Here is a 24,466-nt window from a genome sequence, read left to right as displayed (position 1 = left end):
AAAAGGGTAAGTGATGGATAAGATTTTTTGCCACATATGTGATGAAGAACTCGCGGATAACGTAGAGCAATTACCGGAAAAGTGTCCAATATGCGACACACGCAAGTACGAAATTATACAGGAAATCAAAATTTTAGAAGAAACACAAGAACCAGGAGCGCAAACACAAACCCCACAAATAGAGGTAATCGCAAGTGCTCCCCTGATGGCAAAACAACCTGAGGTAACCAGCGAACCGCGCGTTGTAGAACAAGTTAGTGAACCACAGGTAATAGAGTCTCCTCGGGTAGTAGAATCTACACAGGTAGACGAACCTACAGTAGAAGAAAATGATAGCATAGAAAAGCAATCGAATGTAACACAAGTAGAAGCTTTTCGCAGTAATATGCCCGCTGTTGTCGTCGAAGAGCAAGATCCTATTAGCGATATTATGTGTTATGACGACGAAAGCGATGACCAAATTATTTTTAAAGAAAATATATCCATAGAGGAAAATCCGGCAAAAAACGATGTAATTTTTGACGAAACAGACGTAGTCTTCGATGATACTCCCGATGTAGTTTTCGAAGATGAAACCCCGAAAACCCAAGAACCAAAAGAGGCACCACGCGTACCACAGAAAACAGGGGCAAGTTCTTTGGAGGTTCTTCCCGACAGAGATATTGGTTTTCCCAAAGGCAGTTATTTAGTTTTATACAATGCCGAAAAAAAAGCAATTGCCTACTTTAAAATAGATGGTGCTGGGTCCATTATCATTGGTCGATCTAGTGAACGTGGTTCCCCCAATGATATTGATTTAACCATGGCTTGGAAACATGCATATAAACACAAGCTAGAAGCCGGAGCTTTCCAGGAAAAAATGAAAATGGTGAAGGGAATTTCGCGTAAGCACGCGCTTATTCGCTATGACAAAAATAAGAAAAGCTATGTGTTTTTCCATCTCTCGGAGAAAAACTATACGATTGTGAAAACACCACAAGGAGAGAAGCGAGAGCGTCCACCAAAAAATCGTAACCCAGTTCACCTGGAGCCAGGTAGTTTAATCTCAATGGGAAACCACAAAAATTATATTATCATGCGTTTTAAAGAAATTAGATAGTATTTGCGGTAAATGTTATGTCACAAACACTTGGACAAATAAAAACATATGATACGGTAAATGGCATGGAAGAAGCATTGTGCTTTGTTCACGAAGGCAAAGAACACTGGGTCAAACGTTACTTAAACAATGACCGCTACCAAGTTTGCGGATTTCTGGGAACTGGTGGCCTAGGCTGTGTGTATACCGCTTATGATCGTTGGAATTGCGACAACATGGTCGTTATCAAAACCCCCTACTACATGGGCGACTATTGTTTTCCGTGTGTTTCGAGAGGTAAGGCGGTTTTTGAACGCCAAATTAATAGTTTAAACAAGATATATCTTCGCGAAAAAAAGCATCTTGTCGAACTATCCAATGCTGGTTTTGACAGTGTTGTCAATTTAAATGATTTTTTTTACGATCGAAGTGTTGATCTTTGCAAATCTTTTCACAATGCTGCCCGAGTAAAATATCAAGTTGCTGAAAATTACCGAGAAAATACACCTTTTCTTGTAATGAAGTACATTCGCGGAAAAACACTCGGCAAAATAATAGAAGAAAAACCTCTGGGGAACTACAAAACCCTTGTCATTGCCAAACAAATTCTTGCATTAATGAAGTATATGCACAAACGAAGAGTTTCCAACAAAGGAAAAGAATATTATTACTTATTATGTGACTTAAAGGCGGAAAATATTATTGTGACAGATGATATGCATATAAGTTTAATTGACTTTGGAGCGGTAAAAATTTATTGGACAGCTCATGGAGAAGTAGATATTCCTATTTTCGTAACTGATGGCTACGCTGCACCAGAAGTTTACTCGGGTAGTCTTGAGTTTATAGACAATCCACGTATTGACGAACGTTTTGATCTATTTACTCTTGGAGCTTTAATGTCTTATTGTCTAACAGGTATAAAACCAAGAGACTTTTTAACAAATACAACTCCTCCACAATATAATTTCGATTTGGACAATTACGATAACATCACTAAAAATGTAAAAAACATCGTCAAAAAATCCACAATGCACCAACGACAAGAGCGTTATCAAAATAGCAGTACAATGCTATACGAAGTACTAAACGAATTGAGTAGGTTCCAGGGGTAGTGTATGAAGTTTTCTCCAGGTCAAACAATAGATGGACACTTGTACTTCAACAAGAATCGTTCCAACATAGCCGTCAAAGTAAAAGTAATTGAGTTGTTATTTGCAGGTGAACATTTTCACTACTACAAAGCACTAAATTGCAATGGGGACCATGTTTGTATTAAAGTAATTCGCTATCGTAGTGAAGGGCGAAATATTTTTAGTTCTGCCATGGACTATGTAGTATACCGACGTAAAATGCTACTAAATGAGCATCGTATACTTGCGATTTCGCATCCTTCCATTCCTGAACCTTTGGCCATGATTACCATTGAAAATAATTGTGACGATGATGAAAAATTATTTCACAAATTCCCTGATTGGCAACAATTAAAAACAGAAGAGCTCATTCTTGTTCAAGAGTACCTAGCGGGAAGCCCTCTACCGCAACTACAAGATCAAATCCAGTTATTTTCGATTAAACAACGGCTCAGCATTTTTTACAAACTCATTAAGCTCTTTTCTTTTGTTCACGAAAAAGGTTTTGTCATACAAAACCTACATCCAGAACATATTATTATGAATCCTGAGCACAACGACAACATCAATATCGTGGGTTTACACTACAGTTGTCCGCTCAAATCCTTGGAAAATACAGCAAAATATAAGAAGGCCTTGTTTCTATCTGGACAAAAGGTACCAACGCAGTATCGTCCAGACGTTCGCAGCGATGTCCAACAATTAGGCATTATACTACACTATTTGCTAACGCTTGACAATCCGTCATCAAATGATCGTGTAGACTTGAACGTAACCAAAAAAGCCGTTGAACAGTTAAGTTCTCACCACTCATGGGTTCTTAAACTGCTGGAACAGTTGTTATGTAATTCTATTCACAAACGTCTACATTCGGTAAATTGTATTGCGAGCTACTTAAATAATCCACCACAGCAAGATATAGACTTCGATATCGTAAAAGCCTCGCGTTCACAATTAGAAATAAAAATAACCCACGCCCCTAATTGGAGTAAAAATCTAGAATTTAGGATAGAGGACCACGACAAAGGAACCATCACCGAAAACAAAATTGCCTTCAGTCGCACCCTCCTTATACCGGGAAAATGGGGAGGTGAAATCACTTGCGGAATTCGCGCCACAAGTGGAAGTTCTTTTACATGGTGGAAGTACAAAAATGCCTTAACAGCACAAAAATTTCCTCTAAGTGAAATCCCTGACCTACCTACAGATCAAGTAGGTTTTGAGTGGCCTCCAATGCCAAACTTAAAGAACGTTTCTTTTTTTCTTGAAGAAAACAATCGTTTAACAAAGTTGTGCGATGCGCAAGAAAAGGTCATTTTGCCCGTCGATGGACAACCTCTGCCCTATAATAAAAAAATAAAGATTATTTGCCAGCCCAACTTCTTGCGTCAAGAGCAGAACCCAATGCAAATTATGCAAGAGGTATATTTAGTACCAACCATAAACGTTCCCGTCGTATACAACAAGCTTAACCAAATCTTTTTCGAAATTGTGCTCAGTAGCGAACAGCAAAAAATAATATCGCAAATAGAATTGCTACATAATGGCGTTCCTTACCGTACCCAAATAAAAGAAGACTTTATACAACAAATCCACAACGAAAAAATTGTATTTAAACTCAACAAACGCAATTTGCTCATGTTTGAAAAACACGTATTTTCGTGTCGTATTTTACTAGATTCTATTGGTTGGAAAAAAGGTCCGAATTGGCAAGTAGATATATCTCCGCCAGGTATTCAATCTCTTGCCATTGAGGAGCCCAAACTAGGTACATTACAACTAAGTTGGCGTAGTTATCCCAACAAATATTTACGTGATTATGGTATTTTTTACAACGGTGAAGAAATTGCCAAAACCACAGAGAACAACTACCAATTACAACTAGACAATGCGACAATCTCTCGTGAGATGGGCAACAGCGCAACCATTGAAGTTATTTCGTATTATGAGCAAGATGGCATTGTAAAAAAATCGCAGCCTTACGCAAAAGAGTATCTGTTCCCCACTATTGAAAATATCTTGCGTTGTAATATCAAGCGTTCTATTTCCCCAAAATCCGTCACTTTCGAGCTAGATTTCAAGCATTTCCATATTGTGCAGGACTTTTTCTACATCTATTTCTATCGCGAAGCCAATAATGAAACTTCATTAATTTCCAAATCTATTTTACGCGAAAAAATGTCCCTCAAAGATGAAAAAGTTTCCCCAGGAAAGACTTACAAATACTTTGCAGAAGTAGAAGGCGTTAAATACAAAATTTTTGACGAAACTCCCGAAATTCCGCAAATTGGAATTACCTTTTCCTTAGAAAAAGTGGGCTATGAAACTTGTTCATGGTTAATTCGCATTGACGAAAAAACGCTACAATGCATGGACGAAAATATCGAAATTCAACGTTTAGGCCAACAACAAAAAACCCATAAATTTATGTGGGACAAACGTAAAACCAGTTTGCAATTCACCGATAAATACTTAATTCCGGGTGAAGAGTTCGAATATTATTTGTATTTGTACTTGGAAAACGAGGAGCGATATGAGTATTTCCTAGGAAACATCACCACGAAAAAATTTGATTTAGACGTAGACGTAAATACCACATATAATTGCGCCAATATTAGCTGGAAACCTTCTCCACAAAACAGAATCGATTGCATCCAATTATACGATCACAGCAATAAATTTTTAGCCGCGACAAAAAGCGATTCCATCACCTTGGAAAACCTGGAACCAGAACGTGAATATGTATTTCCACTAAAATACAAGTATTTGTCTGGTCACATACAACAAGGAACCGCCATAAAATTTAAAACCAAACCATACAAAATGGAAGCGGAGACCACGGATTTTACCACGGATTCTTTTCGTTTAAAATGGGACATTACCGATACGGCCTTTGCCATGAAATTAGTTAAGTTGTACCTCAAAGTATCGGCAAATGTCGGAGAACACGAATTGAGTCATGAGACAAGAAGTGTACAACTCAAGCAACTTCTACCTTGTACAACATACCATTGGACAATACACGGACAATTTAAATCGGGAAGAAGATGTCTACTTGCAAGTGGAGATGCCACAACAGAAACACCTAAACTCAATGTAGAAATTGAAGTAGGTCTTATACACCACATAAAGTGGAGCTACAAAAAAATTCCTGCCATTTCAAAAATAGAAGTGCATCGCAATGACTTACCTCTCATTGAAACCGACGAAGATGAGCTATATGACAGTGATTTTAAAGGCGGAAAAGAAATTACTTACCGTTTCTTTTACGTAATGTCCGATGGAAGAAAGCTACTTGCCACAGAGAAAAAAGTTCAATCTTTAAGTATGAAAGATCTGTTTTCCGCTATCAAAATACAGCCCAAAACGGGCGCCATTTACTGGGACTTTAGCGAGCTTAAACGCTACACTTTCTTCCAAAGTGTTGAATTGTTTCTCAACAACAAATCTTTATTTCACCAAGAAAACACCGATGGTTCTCTAATATTTGAAGACTGGGGACAGAGTGTAAAAGCAGGCAAAACCATTGGTTTACCAGAAAAATCGATGAATTTTGAATTGGCCGTTGTTGGAATTGCCCCCATCAAACGAAAATGTAAAAAGAAATGGACACTTTCGATAAAAGGGATTAAATGTTATTATAGTAATCTCCCATATCAATTTAATGTATTTCGCGAGTACTCGACTATTTACTTTCAGTGGGAAAAAATGCCTACCGAACTCTTAGAAGAAGTTGTTTTAGAACGACTCAGCGACAACAGAGTTATTTACAGTGGGATAAATGAAGAAGTTTATATCGTTGATGATAATGATGGTTACGGCTTAGAATCACATACGAGCTATCAATACATCATGAAACTAAAGTATAAAAATCACCAGACCTTAAAAAAAATAGAAGTACTGTTAGAAGATTTTGACGAAGATAGACTCAACATAATCGAAGAACAAATCTCTGACTCTACATTACAAATTTCATGGGATAGTGAGCTCGATACTTCTATCACTCATATTGGTTGGGGTAAATCATTGCAATCTTTTGTACCCAAATTTTTAAAGAGATATCACTTTGTTGATTTTGCGCAAGGAAAAATCAACATTCCGATACAACCACAAGATATGAGTTATGAATTAGTTTACAAAGACTGCTACAATAATATATTCTATGGTGTCCGCAGACATATGCCGAAGGAACTTATAAAGTAGGAATAAACGATGAAAGAGATACTTTATCAACTGGCACAGCAATTAACACAGTATGAAATTACCCAAGATGATGCCGCTGAGAAAATTACATCTTTATCCACCGAGCCTCTAGAGTGGAACGAAGTTATTCAAGAAATTTCACAACAATGCCAGAATAAAAGTTTTGGTAACAATTTACTGTTTGTGATTCAGAAGCATTCTGAAATTTTGGAAAAAACCGAGCAATTGGAAAAACTAGAGCTTATCTACAAACAGCTAGAAAATAGTAATGTATACCAAGGATTATCGACGTTAGCAACCACAATAGGTAACCTACACCGCGATACCGGCAGTTTTGAAAAAGCGATTCCATATTTCGAAGTATCGCGCAAAATGTTGCAACTTCTCGACGAAGAATTGTTGAACTCTGAAGATGATGAAATGACTTTTGTTCCTTCAGAAGATGGCATGGTCGCAATTGAAGACACCACCGTAAGTTCTCCTATTTCTAAAATGGCTCTTCCCCCTGTAAAACTCCATCAAAAATCCCCTGAGGATACTTTGGCATTAGAAAAACTTGAAGAACAATTACAACAAGCCCGAAAACATCATGATAAAATTACCCAAAACGATCTACTTGTTCAGATGGGAGAGTATCACTATCGGCATAAAAATTTAGACAAAGCTAGTAATATTTGGCATGAATGTCTAATGATCGCCAAAGAAATAGAATATACAGAAAATATTATCCAAAGTTACGGAAACCTTGGCAAAGTAGCGATAGAACACCGCGAAATGGAAGAAGCCTCAAGCTTGTTATCTTTCGCTCTTGAAGGACTCAAAACCCTGAAGGATTACATTCCTAAAGTAGAAAATATTGACAAATATAAAAGTATTTTCCACAGTGCTGTCACCAGTTGTTTGTCGCAAAGTAATTTTAAAAAAGCCCTCTACTATACCGAGTGGGCACGCCGATGGCTATATTCCGCAAATATTGATGACTGTGAAGCCATACAATATAGCTCTGCACCCGCGGAGTTAAAAGGACAATATGCAGATTTACTACAGAAAAATTACAGCACGTATGAACAGTTACTCACCATGGATGGCCATTTCGAACAAAATGTCCAAACACTAAAGCAAAATTCCCCCTCTCTTAAACAATTGCGTCAACAAATCGCAGAACACGATCCACAGTGGAATGAACGCTTTGGTCGCGACTTTAACTTCGATATTCCGAAACTACAACAGAAAATAGATAGTTCAACAGTTCTTATTGAATTTTTAGTTACCGAAAAAGGTATGTATGTTTTTATGGTGGACCAAAACAGCATTGATGCTTTTTTAGTTCCGGAATTAACACACCAATACCTTGCTAATTTATACGAGCCTATTCTCAATATTGAAAAGTTTTTACAACTTTGGTCAAAATGGTGCATTGAAAAAAGTTACGGCTCCCAAGAGTCTTTCCAAGAAATTAGCGATAAAATCGGTAATTATAGCTGGAAGAATGCCTACGAGGCGCAAAACTCTTGGAAAGTACAACTTGGCCTCGCAACAAAAAAAATTGCAGAATCTATTTTGCCAGAAATCGTTTCGCGTATCGAATCACGAGGAAATGCCATCAATCGTTTGATTTTAGTGCCGGAAGGTGCGTTGCAGCTGTATCCTCTCCACCTCATGCAAATAGAAGGTGCAAATTTCCAAGTATACTTACAGGACCGCTACGAAGTTATTTACGCCCCCACAGCCTTTACGTTTAGTGAGTGTGCGCACAGTGCCTTAAACCAGGAATACAAAATAGTTATCGCCCACTGCACCCAACAGAATATCCCATTCATGCGCGAAGAAATTCGCATTATGAACCGCATTTGGCCAGGAGAAATAAATTTCCAACTAGGTGGAAACACCACATTTGAAAACTTCAAGAGCAACTTTAAACATGCGTCGCATATTCACCTTGCTCTACATAGTAACAATACCTATCCAAAAGTTCAGGATTCCAGTATTCTCCTTGCAGACAGCCAGGTCTTTATTAAAGATATTTTAGGAAACATTGGCGAGAACAATATCAACGCCATTACTTTTTCTGCAAACGAACGCAATATTGAAAATTTGGACAACTTTGGCGATTTAATGGGGCTACATTGGGCACTACTCAAAGTAGGAGTAAAAAACGTTGTTTCACCGATGTGGACGGTTCCTGATATCGCAACTTTCTTTGTTACAGAAAAGTTCTATAATGGCTTGGGGCAAGGACTAAGCCCCGCGATGGCGCTTCAAGAAGCACAAAACGAACTGCGCAAAATGACGATAAGCGACATTATTGAACGTATAAATCTACAACAAAAACTTTCCAATGAACGCGGAGCAAACTGGCTATCAAATTTATGCCAATTTCTTGTGGATTCCGATAAAGTAACTTTCGATGACAAAAAAGATGCGGTGGCCACACTACAAACAAATCGCAATATGATTCAATTCGAAGGCAAACCCATTAAAGTTCGGTTAAGTGATTTTATTCTAGATGTTAATGGAGCCATTCCTGGCGAAAAGGAATTTAAAGAGAAAAATTTTAGACCATTTTCCCATCCATTCTACTGGGGAGCATTTTATTGCGCAGGTGTTGGACTAACAGAATCATACCTTGGCGATGAAGACTCTGAAGAAGAGTATTATGAAATGGCAGAAGCAGTTGCCGAAGAAATGATCGAAGAAGCTCACGTTGCCGAGGAAGTAACCGAAGATAGCTACGTGGAACAAAATCGCGATCAAAAAAGTCCTTTTGACAAAGTAAAAATCCGCGCAACATGTCCACATTGTGGCACAAATATTCACTGTTTTCTTCCGATGGCAAATAAAACAGCGAAATGCCCGCGTTGCAAACTAAAAGTAAAAATTCCGAAAAGAGAAATTTTGCTCACCGAAATTGCGGCCGGTGATCCACACAGCAGTGTTTTATTGATAAATGGATAGAAATGGCTAAAATAAAAAATCTACAAAATAACGATATAGTTTCCTTTGATTCGTATGTAAATTTAGGACGCGCCTCGCGGTGCTCGATTACCCTAAAAGATCCCAAATTATCTCGAATTCACTGTGAAATTATTCGTGTAGATACAGATTTCATTCTAGTTGACTTGCAAAGTCAGAATGGAACAAAAGTAAACTCAGAGTCGATACTAGAAGTGCTTCTAAAAAACGGAGATACTATTGAGATTGGTCGATCGAAGTTACTTTTTGAAGTGTCATAGCACTAAGACTAAGATTCAGTTGAATTTGAGATAAAAATTGCTATAATAAAAAAGTTTATAAAACATTACAACGACATAACAGGGTAAAACTAACAAATGGCATATGTGAGGGTTTGTCATTTCGTTATCGAAAAAATCATGCACCCTAAACATAAAAGTGTAAAAGTCAAGCTGGAGGTATAAAAGGTGGATAGTGTTGGTCATGAAGCATTAGAAATCGAAAAACTAATAGGGCCAGCTATGGAAGTTATTGGGCAAGATAAAGTAGAATATGCGCATGCTTTTCTAGCAAGTAAATTGGAAAACGAAAAACTCAATATAGAAAAAGCGAGAACTCTATTTGATAAGATTCCAAATTCTCATCCCAATAAACCTATTCTTGCAAACAGAATAGGAGTCATATTGTTTGCAATTGGTTCGCCCGAAAAGGCATCGGAATATTTTCGAAGAGCGCTCGTTTTATCAGGAGCAGATCACCAACAACGTGTCAACATTGAAAGTAATTTGTTCCATGCCTTGTTAAACAAGGAAAGTTACGAAGCGGCTCTTAGTTATATGATGCAATCTTTAGAAGTGGGCAATGAAGAATGTGATTTGTTCGATGTAGAAAGATACGAGCCACAAAAAATACTTGGCGCCGGCGGTATGGGTGTTACTTTTTTATGCAATGATGTATACGAAGAACGGGAAGTTGTCGTCAAAACACTATGGCGTAACGCAAGCGGAACCATAAAAGAAGTTTTTTCTGAAGCACTCATATCCAAAAAAATCAATGACCCGCGCGTTCTTTCTATATATGAAATCCGCCGACATAAAGGAAGCCGTCCTTACATAGTCATGGAGTACTTTGAAGGCGTTGACCTTTACAAGTATGTCGTGAATAACAACAATAACGAACCCCTTGCGTTTGAAGAAACCCTACACATTATTCACGAAATAGCAAAAGGGATGCAAGCAGCGCACAATCTAGCAACACCTATCATACACCGCGACATAAAACCAAGTAACATATTGTATGATCCGCAAACAAAAGAAATACGAATTATCGATTTTGGGATCGCATGTATGCTGCCCGATGCGAAAGAAATTCATCGTACAGTAACTGTGAACTCCAACAGTGTTATCGCAAGAAAAATGTTGGGAACTCTTGGATATATGGCACCAGAGCAACAACGAGGTGATCAACAAATAGACACAAAAGCGGACATCTTTAGCCTCGGTAAAACTCTGATGTTTTTATTAACGGCGCAAACACCGCCAACGGAAAATATCTTAGCAATTAACCATACAGGTATTCGTAATTTGATCGCGGACCTTGTAGGGCACTGTTTAATGCCAGAGCCCAGTCGAAGATATGGTACCGCACAGGTTGTGCAAAAATTAGAAGAAATCAAGCAGCACGTCGAAAAACATGGTTATGCTCATGAACCAACCCCTCCATCACCACAACCAGCAACTCCAGTGGAAGCAATTGCTTTAGATGATGGGTTTGACGAAGATGGATTTGAAGACGATCCGTTCAATAACTTTGGTCAAGCTCCGCAACAATACTCTAATCAGGAAGAGATGGATGAAGTGGAAGAAATAGAAGAAATTGATGAGATAGATGAGATAGAAGAAGTGGATGAAGACGAGGAAAATGCAAAAGCAAACAACCCTGCTCAAGTTCCTTCTGAACCCACACTAGAAGCACCTAGCATGTTTGATTCTTTTGTCATAGAGCCAGACTTAGAAGAGTCTCAAGACGAGTCAAACCAGTCACCGATGGCAAATAATTTTGACTCAGTGGTTATCTCACCTGAAAACTTTGATTCACCAGCAAATGAAGAAAAAACCTCTCATATTACAGATACAGAAGCGGATATTCCAAGTGTCCCAAGTGAATTCGAGCCAAGCCCAGTGTCGATAGAACCTGAGGTAACAGGCCTATCAAGTAACGTAGAGCCAACTGTTGATATGGAACCTCTAGACATGCAACCTCTAGACATGCAGCCTCTGGATATGCAGCCTCTGGACATGCAACCTCTGGACATGCAACCTCTGGATATGCAACCTCTGGATATGCAACCTCTGGACATGCAACCTCTGGATACAGCCCCCGTCAACATGGACGGTCCTGACATAGAACCAATCGCCGATATACCAGAAGTAGATAATTCCGCATATGGTCTTGAAGAAGACAGTTCTTTTGGCGGAAGCCAAATGGGAATACAAGCGGAGAGAGGAAGTGTTGTCGAGGAAATAAATACAGCCACTTTAGCCTCGACCATCAACTTACCCATGGGGTTTAGTTTAGATGAAGAAGCAAATGAAATTATCTGCGAAAAAGACGGCTCTGTAATGATATATATCCCTGCGGGTTCTTTTCTGATGGGTTACAATGAAGCCGAATATGAATGTGAGAGAGGTGAACACGAAATAGCTCTCGGGGGATATTTGATCGACCAATGCCCTATAAGTTGGCTACAATACAATCATTTTTGCGATATGACAAACAGAGAAAAACCACGAAAACCAGCCTGGGAGTTGGACGACACAGAACCTGTTGTCAATATTACCTGGGAAGACGCCATGGATTATGCAAAGTGGGCAGGAAAAGACCTCCCTACGGAAGCACAATGGGAAAAAGCGGCGAAAGGTGGCTTTTACTTTGATGGAAACAATGGTACAAAACCCAATTCAAACCACCATCGTAGGTACCCCTGGGGAAATCAAATACCCAGCAAGGGCGGATGGAAGGCAAATTGTCAACATGAACCAGAATACGGCGGTAGAAGTACATCTCCTGTTGGACATTACCCTAAAGGTGCCTCTCCCTATGGATGCCTTGACATGGTAGGAAACGTATGGGAATGGTGCAATGATTGGTTTGATGATAGCTACTACTCAACTTCCCCAGCGGAAGACCCATCTGGCCCAAGAACAGGAAACGGTAAAGTAATACGTGGGGGAGCATGGAACAGTGACCCGAAAATGGTTTCCACTACTTTTCGCGGATGGATGGAAGTCGATCAGTGGTGGAATATAATAGGGTTTAGAACCGTTTACAAACTGTAACTCTGTATTCCTCATAAAAAGGCATTTGTGCCTGGCACTTTTTTTACGTCTTTGGGCGCGCTATCTAATGGTAGGTAGTGCGCCCAAATTTGTTTTGGGAATGTGGTAAACACTCTATCGCTGTATTCCCTTAGAAAGGTCTGTTGTAGAATGTTGAAAAATTTCACATGTGTATTTTTATTGATGTTGTCTTTATTTGCTGAAGATGTTCATCTATTTAAAATAGACAAAGTTTTTGCCAATAATACGCCGACGGATATTGTCATTTACACAGTAGATAGTAAAAATAAACCCGTCGATTTTGCCAGCAAAGTCTCGATAGAAGGTCTCGAAATTCCCGAAGAGCAACAGCTGGTTTTTGCTAAGGGAAAACTTGCATTAAAAAATGTAAAAAAACTACAAGATACGATTGTTATTGATTTAGAGCAGAAAAAATTTACCGTAGTATTTCCCGTGGTAGATCATTTTACATGTAATGATTTATATCAAAAAAACATACCGCAAACTTTTGTTTTTAAAGCCGTCGACAAAGATGGAAAAGTAATTGATTACACAAAAAAAATTACCCTGGTAGGGGTAAAAATTTTTGATGACACCTTCGAAGAAATGGAAAATAGTGTTCCTTTTAAGGCAGGTAGCGCAACTGTTCACCGCGTCAAAGTAACAAACGACGAAATCCATTTTATGGATAATGACAAAAAATATTCCATTACCCCTCCAACCTTTGATCATTTTGCAATAAAGGACTACTTCGCCAACAACCTTCCACGAGATATTGTCATTCATGCAAAGTCAAAAAGTGGTAAAGTCCTCAACTACAATAAAAAAGTAATTATTGAAAATCTTGAGCTTCTCAATAAAAAAGATAAGGTGTACAAAAAAACGGAGTTTCAGTTTAAAAAAGGTGTACTAAAACTAGAAAAGTGTACCATAAAAGGCGATGGCCTTATCATCAAAGAAAAAGATAGCGAATTTAAAGCGGACTATTCCTCTTTCAGCCCTTTTTGGACTTTAGTACCACCACTTTTAGCCATTCTTCTCGCTATTATTACCAAGGAAGTACTGTTGTCGTTATTTGTCGGTGTTTGGAGCGCCGTATTTATCATGAGCGGTTTTGATATCGCGGGTAGTTTACTAGACACTTTCACCGTGAAATTAGTTGCAACATTGTCGGAACACGAATACGTACAGGTAATTGTATTTACATGTACGATTGGTGGTATGATCGGGATTGTTTCAAAATCTGGTGGAATTCACGACTTAGTAGAGAAAATCTCTTTATGGGCCACCTCACCACGAAATGGTATGATTTCCACCTGGCTGATGGGTGTGGTTATTTTCTTCGATGATTATGCCAATACATTGATTGTTGGTAATAGTATGCGTGCGATTACGGATAAGTTAAAAATTTCTCGCGAAAAACTCGCGTACATCGTCGATTCAACTGCGGCACCGGTTTGTAGTATTGTGCTTATTTCTACATGGATTGGAACGGAACTTGGTTACATCGGAGGTGCCCTACAAGACTATGGGCAAGGTAAAAGAGCTTTTGATTATTTTTTCAATTCCATTCCTTTTCATTTCTATAGCATATACACCATTATTTTTGTCTACTATATTGCCTCTTCACAAAAAGATTATGGTCCGATGTTACAGGCAGAAAAAAGAGCGCGTTCTACAGGAGAAGTTCTTGGCCCCAACGCTGTTCCACTGAGTACAGCAGAATCCATCGAAGCTCCCGAAGGCAAACCACACCGTTGGCAAAATGCCGTTATTCCAATTGCGGTTGTTATTGTAGCTACGATGATTGGTTTATATATAGATGGTTCACGTGCATTAGGTGAAGAAGCGAAAGACGCGGCGCTAATGAACATCATCGGCGAAGCAAATTCTTATGTAGTACTTTTATGGGCCGCCTTTTGGGGATCACTATCCGCATTTGTCATTATTGTCGCGCAAAATATTCTCACAGCAAAACAAGTTGTAGATGCTTGGGTCGGTGGAGCAAAGGCCATGTTACTCGCTGTTTTAGTACTTATACTTGCTTGGACACTAAAAGATGTATGTAAAGAGTTGGGAACCAATAAATACATATACTACAACATCAAAGACATCATTTCGGTCAAGTTTCTACCAACGATCGGCTTTCTAACTTCTGCCGTAGTTGCCTTTGCGACAGGAACATCATGGGGAACAATGGGTCTACTATTTCCGCTCCTTATTCCTTTAGGTGTCGACCTATCACAACAACAGCTTGATTTGGCTTTGGATCTAAATAACTACATTTTACTTGGTACTTTAGGAAGTGTATTAGCAGGAGCAACTTTGGGAGATCACTGTTCACCGATTTCCGATACAACGGTTATGTCTTCTATGGCAAGTTCTTGTGATCACATTGACCATGTAAAAACACAAACGCCTTATGCACTTACATGTGGAATCATTTCATGTGTATTTGGGTACATACCTATTGGGTTTGGTGCTCCGGTGTGGTTGTGTCTTATACTTGGAATTGCAGCAATTATAGTATCAATACGCGTTTTAGGTAAAGAGTCTGTATAAAAAATAAGCCCGAAACACAATGTGTTTCGGGCTTATTTTATGCTTATTCGTGTTATGATTGCTTATGAAGATCTATACTGCTCCATGAGCTAGCATAGCGTCAGCAACTTTCACGAAACCAGCGACGTTTGCACCTTTCACATAGTCAACACCAGCGCCAGATTCGCCATACTTAACGCACTGGCCATGGATATTTTGCATAATACCTAGAAGTTTTTGATCTACTTCTTCTCGTGACCATGGTAAACCTGTTGCATTTTGAGTCATCTCTAAACCAGAAGTTGCTACACCACCAGCATTTGCTGCTTTACTCGGAGCATATAGTATTTGTGATTTCACAAATACACCGACACCATCCATATTAGTTGGCATATTTGCACCTTCAGAAACAAGCGTACAGCCATTTGACATCAACGATTGTGCATTTTCACCATTGATTTCATTTTGTGTAGCGCACGGGAAGGCTGCATCACATTTAACTCCCCAAGGTCTTTGACCTTCCAGATACTCACAACCAAATTTGTCTGCATATTCTTTAATGCGACCACGACGGTTGTTCTTCAAGTCTTTGACAAACTCAAGTTTCTCTTGGGTAATACCATCAGCATCGTAGATGGAACCACCGGAATCAGACATAGTAACAGGCTTTGCTCCTAGTTCGATAAGTTTTTGTACCGTAAACTGCGCTACGTTACCAGAACCAGAAACCGCACAAACTTTTCCAGCAATATCTTCGCCTTTGTGCTTCAACATTTCGTTGGCAAAATATACACATCCGAAACCTGTTGCTTCTGGACGGATCAAACTTCCACCGTATGCAAGTCCTTTACCTGTTAGTACACCGGTAAATTCGTTAACGAGTCTCTTGTATTGACCGAAAAGATAACCAATTTCTCTTGCGCCAACGCCGATATCACCCGCAGGAACGTCTCTCTTTGCACCGATATGACTATACAAAGTTGTCATAAAAGATTGGCAAAAACGCATAACTTCGCGCTCTGATTTACCTTTAGGATTAAAGTCAGAACCACCTTTTCCTCCACCCATCGGCAGAGTAGTAAGACTGTTCTTAAATGTTTGCTCAAAACCCAAAAATTTAAGAATACTTAAGTTCACAGAAGGGTGAAAACGCAAACCACCTTTATATGGACCTATCGCATTGTTAAATTGAACGCGATAACCACGGTTAGCACGAATGTTCCCTTTGTCATCTTCCCAACATACGCGGAAAGAAACAATGCGGTCAGGCTCCGTCATTCTCTCAAGTATATACGCATCGCGATACTGCTTGTGTTGCAAAATATAAGGCATAACGCTAGCTGCAACTTCATATACTGCTTGATGAAATTCTGGTTCCCCAGGATTACGTCGCTTTAAGCCAACCATGAATTTGTCAACTATTGCTCCGACGCTTTCGTCTAAGTCCCACATGTCATGAACCTTTCTGTGTGTTAATTAATGTAAATAGAATAAAATCAACTTAAAATAACGCCATTTGCAGTAGCCGTGGGCTTTAGCTTGTGAAGAACAACCTAGAGGCTGCGGCTACACAACGATACTTATTTCACTGGTTTTATGTTTATACGATAACCTAAATAAATGATAACAAGAGCTATTAACTCTGCCACATATAGTATTTCTGTATGCCCCATGCGTGCGGATGCTCCTCCCGCCGCTGCGCAAAATGTACCCAATGTAATCAAAACGTTTCCAATGAAACGGTTATAGTGTTCTCGACCTTTTTTGTAAAACCTCCATGCAGAGAGCAGTGCTCCACCGCCGAGGAAAAAAACCGCGTATACATTTAAGAAAATGCTGAAGTAGCGTACTTTTTTCCAGACAATCACTTTACCTGTAAGTTGTCCCCCCTCAGCAAGAGAGGCGTCGATAGGAGTCAAAAAAACAAATGTGGAGGCAATGACAACAAATAGAGAAAGAAAAACAGCAAGGGTGTGGGCAATTTTTTTATTGAGCAATAAGTATACTGTTCCTTGGGCAAGCGGTGCTGCTCCAAGTAAAGCTCCGGTGATATACCATAAACGGAACAAAGAGGGGTGCCATCCAAAAAGAGTCACACAACTTTCGATAAGAGTTCCTAAGCCGAAGCAAACAATTCCAATACTCCACCATAATAAATGAAGTCCCTGGCGCTCTCGATAGCGGTTGGCAACTTCCCAACTAAAAAATACGGCGGTTATTGTTGTAATAATCGGAAGATAATAGACTAGTTGCATAGGTCTTTCTTAAAAAGGACTGACTAATAATAGTAAGAGTGGTAATGATTTGTTATGAGTATGGCGCGCAATAGAAGAAAAGAAATCAATGAAAAACAACCGATTAAAAACCAAAAAAGATCATAATCTCTCATGCGATAGCTTCCCATAGCGCTACCAAGGAGAAATACATCGATTAATATGATAACCAACAGATATGGCACTATTGGTACAATGATGCGTAACGACAAATACGCAACAATAATACCAACAATGAATAACAGAGGTGATTTGGGAAAATCAAAAGTTTTTCTACTTGTTTTTCTTTTCATGCACTCAATATTTCTAGATACCCTAGCTTAAAGTCTCCTCTAGAGACGGTAAACCAATTGGAGAGGTTTCCTGTATTAATTTTGCCAAGGCAAGTACGTGTTCTTCGCTAGTCGGTTTACCCACGATTTGTAAACCAACAGGTAGTTTTTGTTGCGTCAATCCGCAAGGGACGCATCCAATGGGGAGACTGGTTAAACTCAACAGGAACGTTGGAGCGACCCAATCAATATATGTTTTCATTTCTTTCCCAGCAATAGTTAGAGGATAATTTTGTTTTGCTGGAAAAGGGGGAACGGCCATGCACGGAGTAAGTAAATAATCATATTTTTCAAAAAACGATCTAAATTTGTACCATGTTTGTGCACGATCATGGTGTGCCATAGCCAAATCTCTTGCAGATATTTTTAGCCCCGCATCAATATTTCCCAATAAATTGCTGCCAAATTCATTGCGTCGTTCGATGTTTTTATATTGTTGAATCAACATCCACTCTCCTCGCAAATGCAAAAACGCTTTACGAGCGAAAGATAAATCAAATTTTATTTCCTCAACCTCGACACCTTTTTCACGTAGAAGAAACGAAGCTGTGCGACATAGATTTTCGACTTCATCTTCAATACCGATATCCGCTATGTCAGAACAATAGGCAACACGTGTTCCCGCAGGTATACCTTTCAGTACTGTTTCTAGAAATTGTCTTCCATGGGTAGGTTGTCGCATGGGGGATAAAGGACTTTCTCCGGCAACAGCATCGAGAACAATAGCGATATCTTCCGCAGTGCGTGCCATGGGTCCTGTGACCTGCATATCATCCCATAAGTATTCAGATGGATATGTAGGAATCAAACCAGGGGTAGGTCTTAAACCAACAATACCACAGAAAGAAGCTGGTATACGTAAAGACCCCCCCAGGTCTGTTCCTTCTGCAATCGCAATCATGCCACTCGCAAGAGCAGCAGCCCCTCCACCTGTGGATCCTCCCGCACTAAGCTCAGGATTCCAAGGATTGAAGGTGGTGCCAAATACTTCGTTAAACGTGTTACCACCCGTTGCAAATTCGGGAGTATTTGTTTTCCCTAAAATAATGGCACCATTCTCTTTAAGACGCTGAACTACAAGAGCATCTTCTTTGGGAACATGGTTTTCGTAAAGTTTGCAGCCATACGTTGTACGCAGGTTGGCGGTAGGTGTTACATCTTTAATTCCTACAGGCAAACCATGCAAGGGATAAAAATTATCATTTTTAGCCTCACGTTCCCATTTTTCAGCTTGTTGAAAAACATCATCGCTAAGTGAGCAAACAGCGTTTAATTTCGGATTGTATTTTGTGTAACAGTCCATATAAGCTTGTATAACTTCCATGGGTGAAAGTTGCTTTTGACGAATGAGTTGTAAAGTTTCATGTGCACTTAGTTTTGTAATTTCCACTGTTTTACTTTCTAGTTACGACTTTCATATTTCAACAAATCTCGTAAATAAGCTTCTTTAATTTGTGCGATAAGCTTTTTGTATTCAGTTGTACTATGTAAATTGCGCAAATCACCATCACTACTCGCCCATTTATAGTCTCTAAAACCTCTGGCAAAAGCATCTTTGAGAGCCTTAATTGCCTTTTGTTTTGATCTACGTCGTGCATGAGCGCATGCTAAATGATAATACGCTAAACTATCATCAGGATTCACAGAAACAGCTTGTTTGAGATAACGAATCGCTTGGTAATTACGTCCTACACGTAGCAACATAAGCCCGAGATGGTAACAAATGTTGTCATCCGTAGGATCTTTTTCCACAAGTTTTTTGTCATGCTCAATGATCTGATTCCACCATGACCGAAATTTAAATTCTTTCAAAATACAGGCAACAGAACGACGCATACCCGGATCTTTGTGGTAACGCATTTTGCGCAATCGAGCCAATACCATAACTCTTTGACGTTTGCCCATAAACTCTTGCATTTGCGTAAGAGCATAGCCCGCCAAGAGCTTCATCTTTTGTCCTTTAGGATAGTTTTCCGTAAACTCCAAATGAATAAATCGATAATTGTCTTCCGTGTACATAGCAAGAAGAGGTTTGATGACACGCCCCCCCATTTTCACAATAGGTTTGTATTGTTCGTAGCATAGAGAATGCCCACCATAAGGTGAGATCAACTTTGCCAATTCGCTTTCCACCTGTTTGTAAGATAACGTATCGATAATTTCCTGAAGAGTATTTCTCTCTTTACGTGTCTGCGGCGTAATTTCCTTCAAACTGTTGACGAGGAGTGGTTCTCGATCAGACAGTTCCAGTAAAGAACCCGCTACACGCATCCTTACACCTTCGTCGCTATCGTTGATTGCTTGAAGAATGTATTCAATAGAGCGTTTATCGCCTATTCTTTGCCAAATGTCAATAATTTCACGCTTCATCAAATAGTTGCAGCGCGAGTATATTTTTGCCAAGTAGGGAGAGACGTTTTTTCCTAAAGAAATCAATTGTTCAGCAGCCAACTTTCTCTTGTGAGAAAACGGATGCTCAAGTAGACGACAAAGATTATCGACTTTGCGTTTAAACTCTACCTGTGTATTTTGGGAATATATAGGAATTGTTAAGAATATTAGCAAAGCTAATGTTAGATATTTTTTATTCGTCATAAACAATATTTCCTACCTACAATAACTTGTTATTATGGCAAACATTTAGCCTATTATTATATACAAATTACCCAGCCTATGCTAGTCAAAAATTCGATTCTTGGACGACAACATAAATTTTAGGTACGGATTCCATTTTGGGGGTACGGCTCTGGGATTTGACGTCAAACTCATACAAAATCCTAAATTCTTATTTTGCGATTACCTCTCATATAAAATAGAATTGTGTTTTGTAATTTACATTTGGTTAGCATAACGTAAAATTTTCACTTTGCCTGAGGGAGTCAAACATGAGATGGGAAATTTTCATCTTAGTTTTTTGTCTTGTATTAAATATCGAAGCGCAAAATAACACAAAAATAAACGAATTACAAAAAACGCATAACTGGTATCAACAACACTATGAAAAAGGTGCCTACGCGAAAGCATCGCCATATGCGGAAAAAATATACGCGCTTTCGAAAGAAATCTTTGGAAAATCTCATCCTGACACCCTAACGGCTTTGAATAATTTAGCGGGTTTGTATTGTCATCAGGGAAAATATAATCAAGCACGACCATTGCTCACGAAGTGTCTCAAACTACAAAGAAAAAACCTCGGAGACTCTCATCCAGACACCCTACAATCTCTAAATAACTTAGGCATGCTTTACTACAAACAGGGAAAATATGACAAAGCACAATCATTGCTCACGAAGTGTCTAAAGTTACGAAGAAAAAACCTCGGAGATTCTCATCCTCATACTCTCGTATCGCTAGATAGTTTAGGCGTACTGTATGAAAAACAAGGAAAATACCACAAAGCAGAAACTTTTTTGGTAACATGCTTCGAACTAAGTCAAAAACACTTGGGCAATTCTCATCAGAGTACGTTATTATCTCTAAACAACTTAGGAGCACTTTACTACAAACAGGGAAAATACCACAAAGCAGAAACTTCGTATCTCCAATGTTGGAAATTGAGAAAGGAAACTCTGGGAGAAGCTCACCCCCATACTCTAGCATCGTTAAATAATTTGGGAATGCTTTACGAAACACAAGGAAAATACAGCAAAGCAGAGCATTTGTATCTCCGTTGTTTAAAGCTAATGCAAGAAACCCAAGGAGACTCTCATCCCAACACGCTCACGGCTTTAAATAACCTCGGGATACTCTACAAACAACAAGGACGATACGACAAAGCAGAACCGATTTACATCCGGTGTTTACAACTCATAAAAGAAACTCTAGGGCACTCTCATCCTTACACTATAAAATCACTCAATAACCTGGGTATGCTCTATGACACCCAGGGAAGATATGATAAAGCGGAGCCTTTACTCCTTCAATGTTTGGAATTATCACAAAAAACTCAAGGTGACGCTCACCCCGACACACTAACGGCTTTAAACAATTTGGGAATGCTTTACAAAAGGCAGCTGAGATACAACAAAGCAGAACCTTTTCTACTAAAATGCCTCAAGCGAACCCGAGAAAAACTAAAAGAGACACATCCACACACCCTATCGTCAATGAATAACTTAGGTGTACTTTACCGTCTACAGGGGAAATACGATAAAGCACTGCCTTTGCTGTTAAAAAGTTTAGAGTTCATGCAACAAAAGTTTGGGAACACTCATCCGAATACTCTTTTGTCACTCAACGACTTAGGAATGCTTTACCATAGCAAAGGAAAATATGATAAAGCAGAGGCGATTTATATCCGGTGTTTACAGTTGATGAAGGAAGCACTTGGCGACAGTCATCCCAATACTCTTCAAGTACTCAACAACCTAGCGGTACTTTACAAAAGCTCCAAGAGGTATAATCAAGCACAATCTCTCTTTCTCAAATACATAAAACTCAGTAAGGAAAAACTCGGAGATTCGCATCCTGATGTGGTCGGGTCACTAAGTAATCTAGGGCTGCTTTACTACAACCAAAGAAAATACGAACAGGCTCAAAATATACTTCAAAAATGGTTTGATAAAAGAAATGACTCTTTACATGACTTATTACTCGCGACAGATAAAAAAACTCAGAGTCACTACCTAAAGCAAGACAAATATGTAAATGAAGTTTTGCTGTCTCTTTATCTGCAGAAAAACGATACGGCCTCATTACAAAAGATAGTTAATTACTCCCTCAACCGCAAAGGTATCTTACTACATTTTTCCCCTGACACACTTTCTCACACCCAACGCAAAGATAAAAAGATACAACAAGCTTTTCGCAAACTCCAAAGTGAAAGATCTACACTTTCACAGTTGATCATAAATCCTCCACAGAATATCTCGGCACAACAACTACAAACAAATATCAGTACCTTAAGAAACGAAATAGAAAAAAAAGAGGGGATGGTGGCGAGGTTAAATCACAACTTTCGACGTGCAAGTCGTAAAATCACAGTGAAATCTTTACAACAAAAGTTAAAACCACAGGAAATCATTATTGATTTTTTAGTCATGCAAATAAAAAACCTAGATAACAAAAAATCCCGACAATTGCTGGCAACAATTACAACAAAGAGCGAAGTGTACTTAGTGAGATTTGGCGAATTCTCTACAATAAAAAAGTCTATTCAAGACTACAGGAAAAAGATACTAAATTCGGAGACAAAGCCCAACAAAATTGCCAAGAAAATTTACAAAAAAATATGGCAGCCGCTACAAAAATACTGCAAAAATTACCAAACAATATACGTAATACCTGATGGCGAACTACATCTATTACCTCTACAAGCGATGGTAGATGAAAATAACCGTTATGTACTAGAGACACACAACATTCAAATGATAACCTCAGCTCGTTACCTAAGCTACACAACAGACGATTATGGTGTGGCCATGGATAACCCAACTATATTTGCCAGCCCCAACTATAAAAATCCCAATACCACACAAAAACGGAATCCTCACTTCGGAGACATTTATTTTTCACCGCTTCCAGGTACGAAAAAAGAGGGATTGGCCCTTGCTGAAATGCTAAAAACAAAGCAAAAAACCGCCGTGGTATATTTGGAAAATGAAGCCAATAAAAAAAACCTTCGCAAGGTAATTGCCCCACGGTTTTTGCACATAGCAACGCATGGTTTTTTTCTAAAAACACAAAGTACGGCAAAAAATGGCAGTAGAGGAATAGGTACCTTAGAAAAACAGCCTGTAATAGCATTGCCTAATCACAAAACACAACCAAGTACGTCCACCACGCCAACCAATTTAGCAAAAGCCGAAAACCCTCTGCTTTATTGTGGGTTAGCTCTTAGTGATGCAAATATTGATCAATTACAAGGTATCGTGACCGCCATGGAAGTATCATCTCTAAATTTATCTGGTACAGAGCTAGTAACTCTTTCCGCATGCAATACTTCCGAAGGAGAAGTAGTCTCGGGCGATGGTGTGTATAGTTTGCGCCGCGCTTTTCAAGAAGCTGGTGCTAAGGTAGTCCTATCTTCCTTGTGGGCAGCAAGTGATAAAGCGACGTTGTACTTGATGAAGAAATTTTACCACCATTACCTAAACAACGCCACCCCTCAATCCGCTCTACGTATAGCACAGTTAGAATGTATTGCCGAGGGGAGATACGCACATCCCCGCTACTGGGCAAATTTTGTCATGCTCGGATCAGATCGTCTTTTTCCCAATCGTCGCGTATTGAAGGTAATACCTGTCAAACGTAACCCATTACATATGTATCTGTGGATATTTGTAATGGTCGTTTTTGCTTCTATTGTAGTTGGATGGCTCATAATATTACGAAAACAAAAAGCACAACGCGAAACACTTCGTAGAGAAAGACAGCAACGCAGGCAAAGAAAGTAACTTATATAATTTCACATTTTATACACAACTAAAGTCCCACAAAATAAAGCCAATCAAGGAATTACAAACTCTATTTTTCAAACTCAGTTGTAAAAATTTCACAAAAAAAGTTTTTTTTGTCTATTATTCTCAACAACAATGTGGTATATATGTTTCATATCGTATTCGAAATGTAGAATATTGATCACAAACATAACGCAACCCAACAACATTGTAAAATA

The 24,466-nt window shown here is 39.0% G+C and carries 13 protein-coding genes; 8 read left to right on the top strand and 5 right to left on the bottom strand.

What is annotated here, in order from left to right; genetic code table 11:
* The first annotated feature begins 13 nt into the window (after window positions 1-13).
* The 7 genes from UABAM_RS32105 to UABAM_RS32075 all read left to right on the top strand — a co-directional run bounded on the left by UABAM_RS32105 (window position 14) and on the right by UABAM_RS32075 (window position 15,266).
* Complete coding sequence (locus UABAM_RS32105) at window positions 14-1,099, top strand: FHA domain-containing protein (RefSeq protein WP_151972250.1); 1,086 nt, start codon at window positions 14-16, stop codon at window positions 1,097-1,099.
* 17 nt (window positions 1,100-1,116) lie between these two features.
* Window positions 1,117-2,193 carry a protein kinase domain-containing protein gene (locus UABAM_RS32100; protein WP_151972248.1) on the top strand — a complete coding sequence of 359 codons (1,077 nt, stop codon included), beginning with the start codon at window positions 1,117-1,119 and terminating at the stop codon, window positions 2,191-2,193.
* A gap of 3 nt (window positions 2,194-2,196) precedes the next feature.
* Window positions 2,197-6,414, top strand: coding sequence for a protein kinase domain-containing protein (locus tag UABAM_RS32095; protein WP_151972246.1), 4,218 nt, complete (start codon window positions 2,197-2,199; stop codon window positions 6,412-6,414).
* A gap of 9 nt (window positions 6,415-6,423) precedes the next feature.
* Window positions 6,424-9,369 carry a CHAT domain-containing protein gene (locus UABAM_RS32090; RefSeq protein ID WP_151972244.1) on the top strand — a complete coding sequence of 982 codons (2,946 nt, stop codon included), beginning with the start codon at window positions 6,424-6,426 and terminating at the stop codon, window positions 9,367-9,369.
* A gap of 2 nt (window positions 9,370-9,371) precedes the next feature.
* A complete protein-coding gene (locus tag UABAM_RS32085; protein WP_151972242.1) occupies window positions 9,372-9,647 on the top strand; it encodes an FHA domain-containing protein in 276 nt (91 codons plus the stop codon).
* Between the two features lie 186 nt (window positions 9,648-9,833).
* On the top strand, window positions 9,834-12,704 hold the full coding sequence (locus UABAM_RS32080; protein WP_151972240.1) for an SUMF1/EgtB/PvdO family nonheme iron enzyme: 2,871 nt from the start codon (window positions 9,834-9,836) through the stop codon (window positions 12,702-12,704).
* Window positions 12,705-12,854: 150 nt separating this feature from the next.
* Window positions 12,855-15,266, top strand: a complete 2,412-nt coding sequence (locus UABAM_RS32075) for a Na+/H+ antiporter NhaC family protein (protein WP_151972238.1) — start codon at window positions 12,855-12,857, stop codon at window positions 15,264-15,266.
* A gap of 72 nt (window positions 15,267-15,338) precedes the next feature.
* On the opposite strand, the gene gdhA is transcribed toward UABAM_RS32075, so the two are convergent.
* The 5 genes from gdhA to UABAM_RS32050 all read right to left on the bottom strand — a co-directional run bounded on the left by gdhA (window position 15,339) and on the right by UABAM_RS32050 (window position 20,445).
* The gene (gene gdhA / locus UABAM_RS32070; RefSeq protein WP_151972236.1) at window positions 15,339-16,697 is read right to left on the bottom strand and encodes an NADP-specific glutamate dehydrogenase; all 1,359 of its coding nucleotides are present in this window, start codon (window positions 16,695-16,697) and stop codon (window positions 15,339-15,341) included.
* 128 nt (window positions 16,698-16,825) lie between these two features.
* Entirely contained in the window at window positions 16,826-17,500 is a 675-nt protein-coding gene (locus tag UABAM_RS32065; protein WP_151972234.1) for a hypothetical protein, read from the bottom strand.
* A 23-nt stretch (window positions 17,501-17,523) separates the two neighbouring features.
* Window positions 17,524-17,811 carry a hypothetical protein gene (locus UABAM_RS32060; protein ID WP_151972232.1) on the bottom strand — a complete coding sequence of 96 codons (288 nt, stop codon included), beginning with the start codon at window positions 17,809-17,811 and terminating at the stop codon, window positions 17,524-17,526.
* Between the two features lie 22 nt (window positions 17,812-17,833).
* Window positions 17,834-19,240 (bottom strand): amidase, encoded by a 1,407-nt coding sequence (locus UABAM_RS32055; protein WP_151972230.1) that lies wholly within the window; start codon window positions 19,238-19,240, stop codon window positions 17,834-17,836.
* Window positions 19,241-19,251: 11 nt separating this feature from the next.
* On the bottom strand, window positions 19,252-20,445 hold the full coding sequence (locus UABAM_RS32050) for a TPR end-of-group domain-containing protein (protein WP_151972228.1): 1,194 nt from the start codon (window positions 20,443-20,445) through the stop codon (window positions 19,252-19,254).
* Window positions 20,446-20,735: 290 nt separating this feature from the next.
* On the opposite strand from UABAM_RS32050, the gene UABAM_RS32045 reads away from it, so the two are divergent.
* Window positions 20,736-24,245, top strand: a complete 3,510-nt coding sequence (locus tag UABAM_RS32045; protein ID WP_151972226.1) for a CHAT domain-containing protein — start codon at window positions 20,736-20,738, stop codon at window positions 24,243-24,245.
* Window positions 24,246-24,466: the final 221 nt, after the last annotated feature.

The organism is Candidatus Uabimicrobium amorphum (assembly GCF_009002475.1).
GTDB classification, from domain to species: domain Bacteria; phylum Planctomycetota; class Uabimicrobiia; order Uabimicrobiales; family Uabimicrobiaceae; genus Uabimicrobium; species Uabimicrobium amorphum.
The sequence above is the reverse complement of the archived record's forward strand: the minus strand, read 5'-3'. Positions and strand labels throughout refer to the sequence as shown.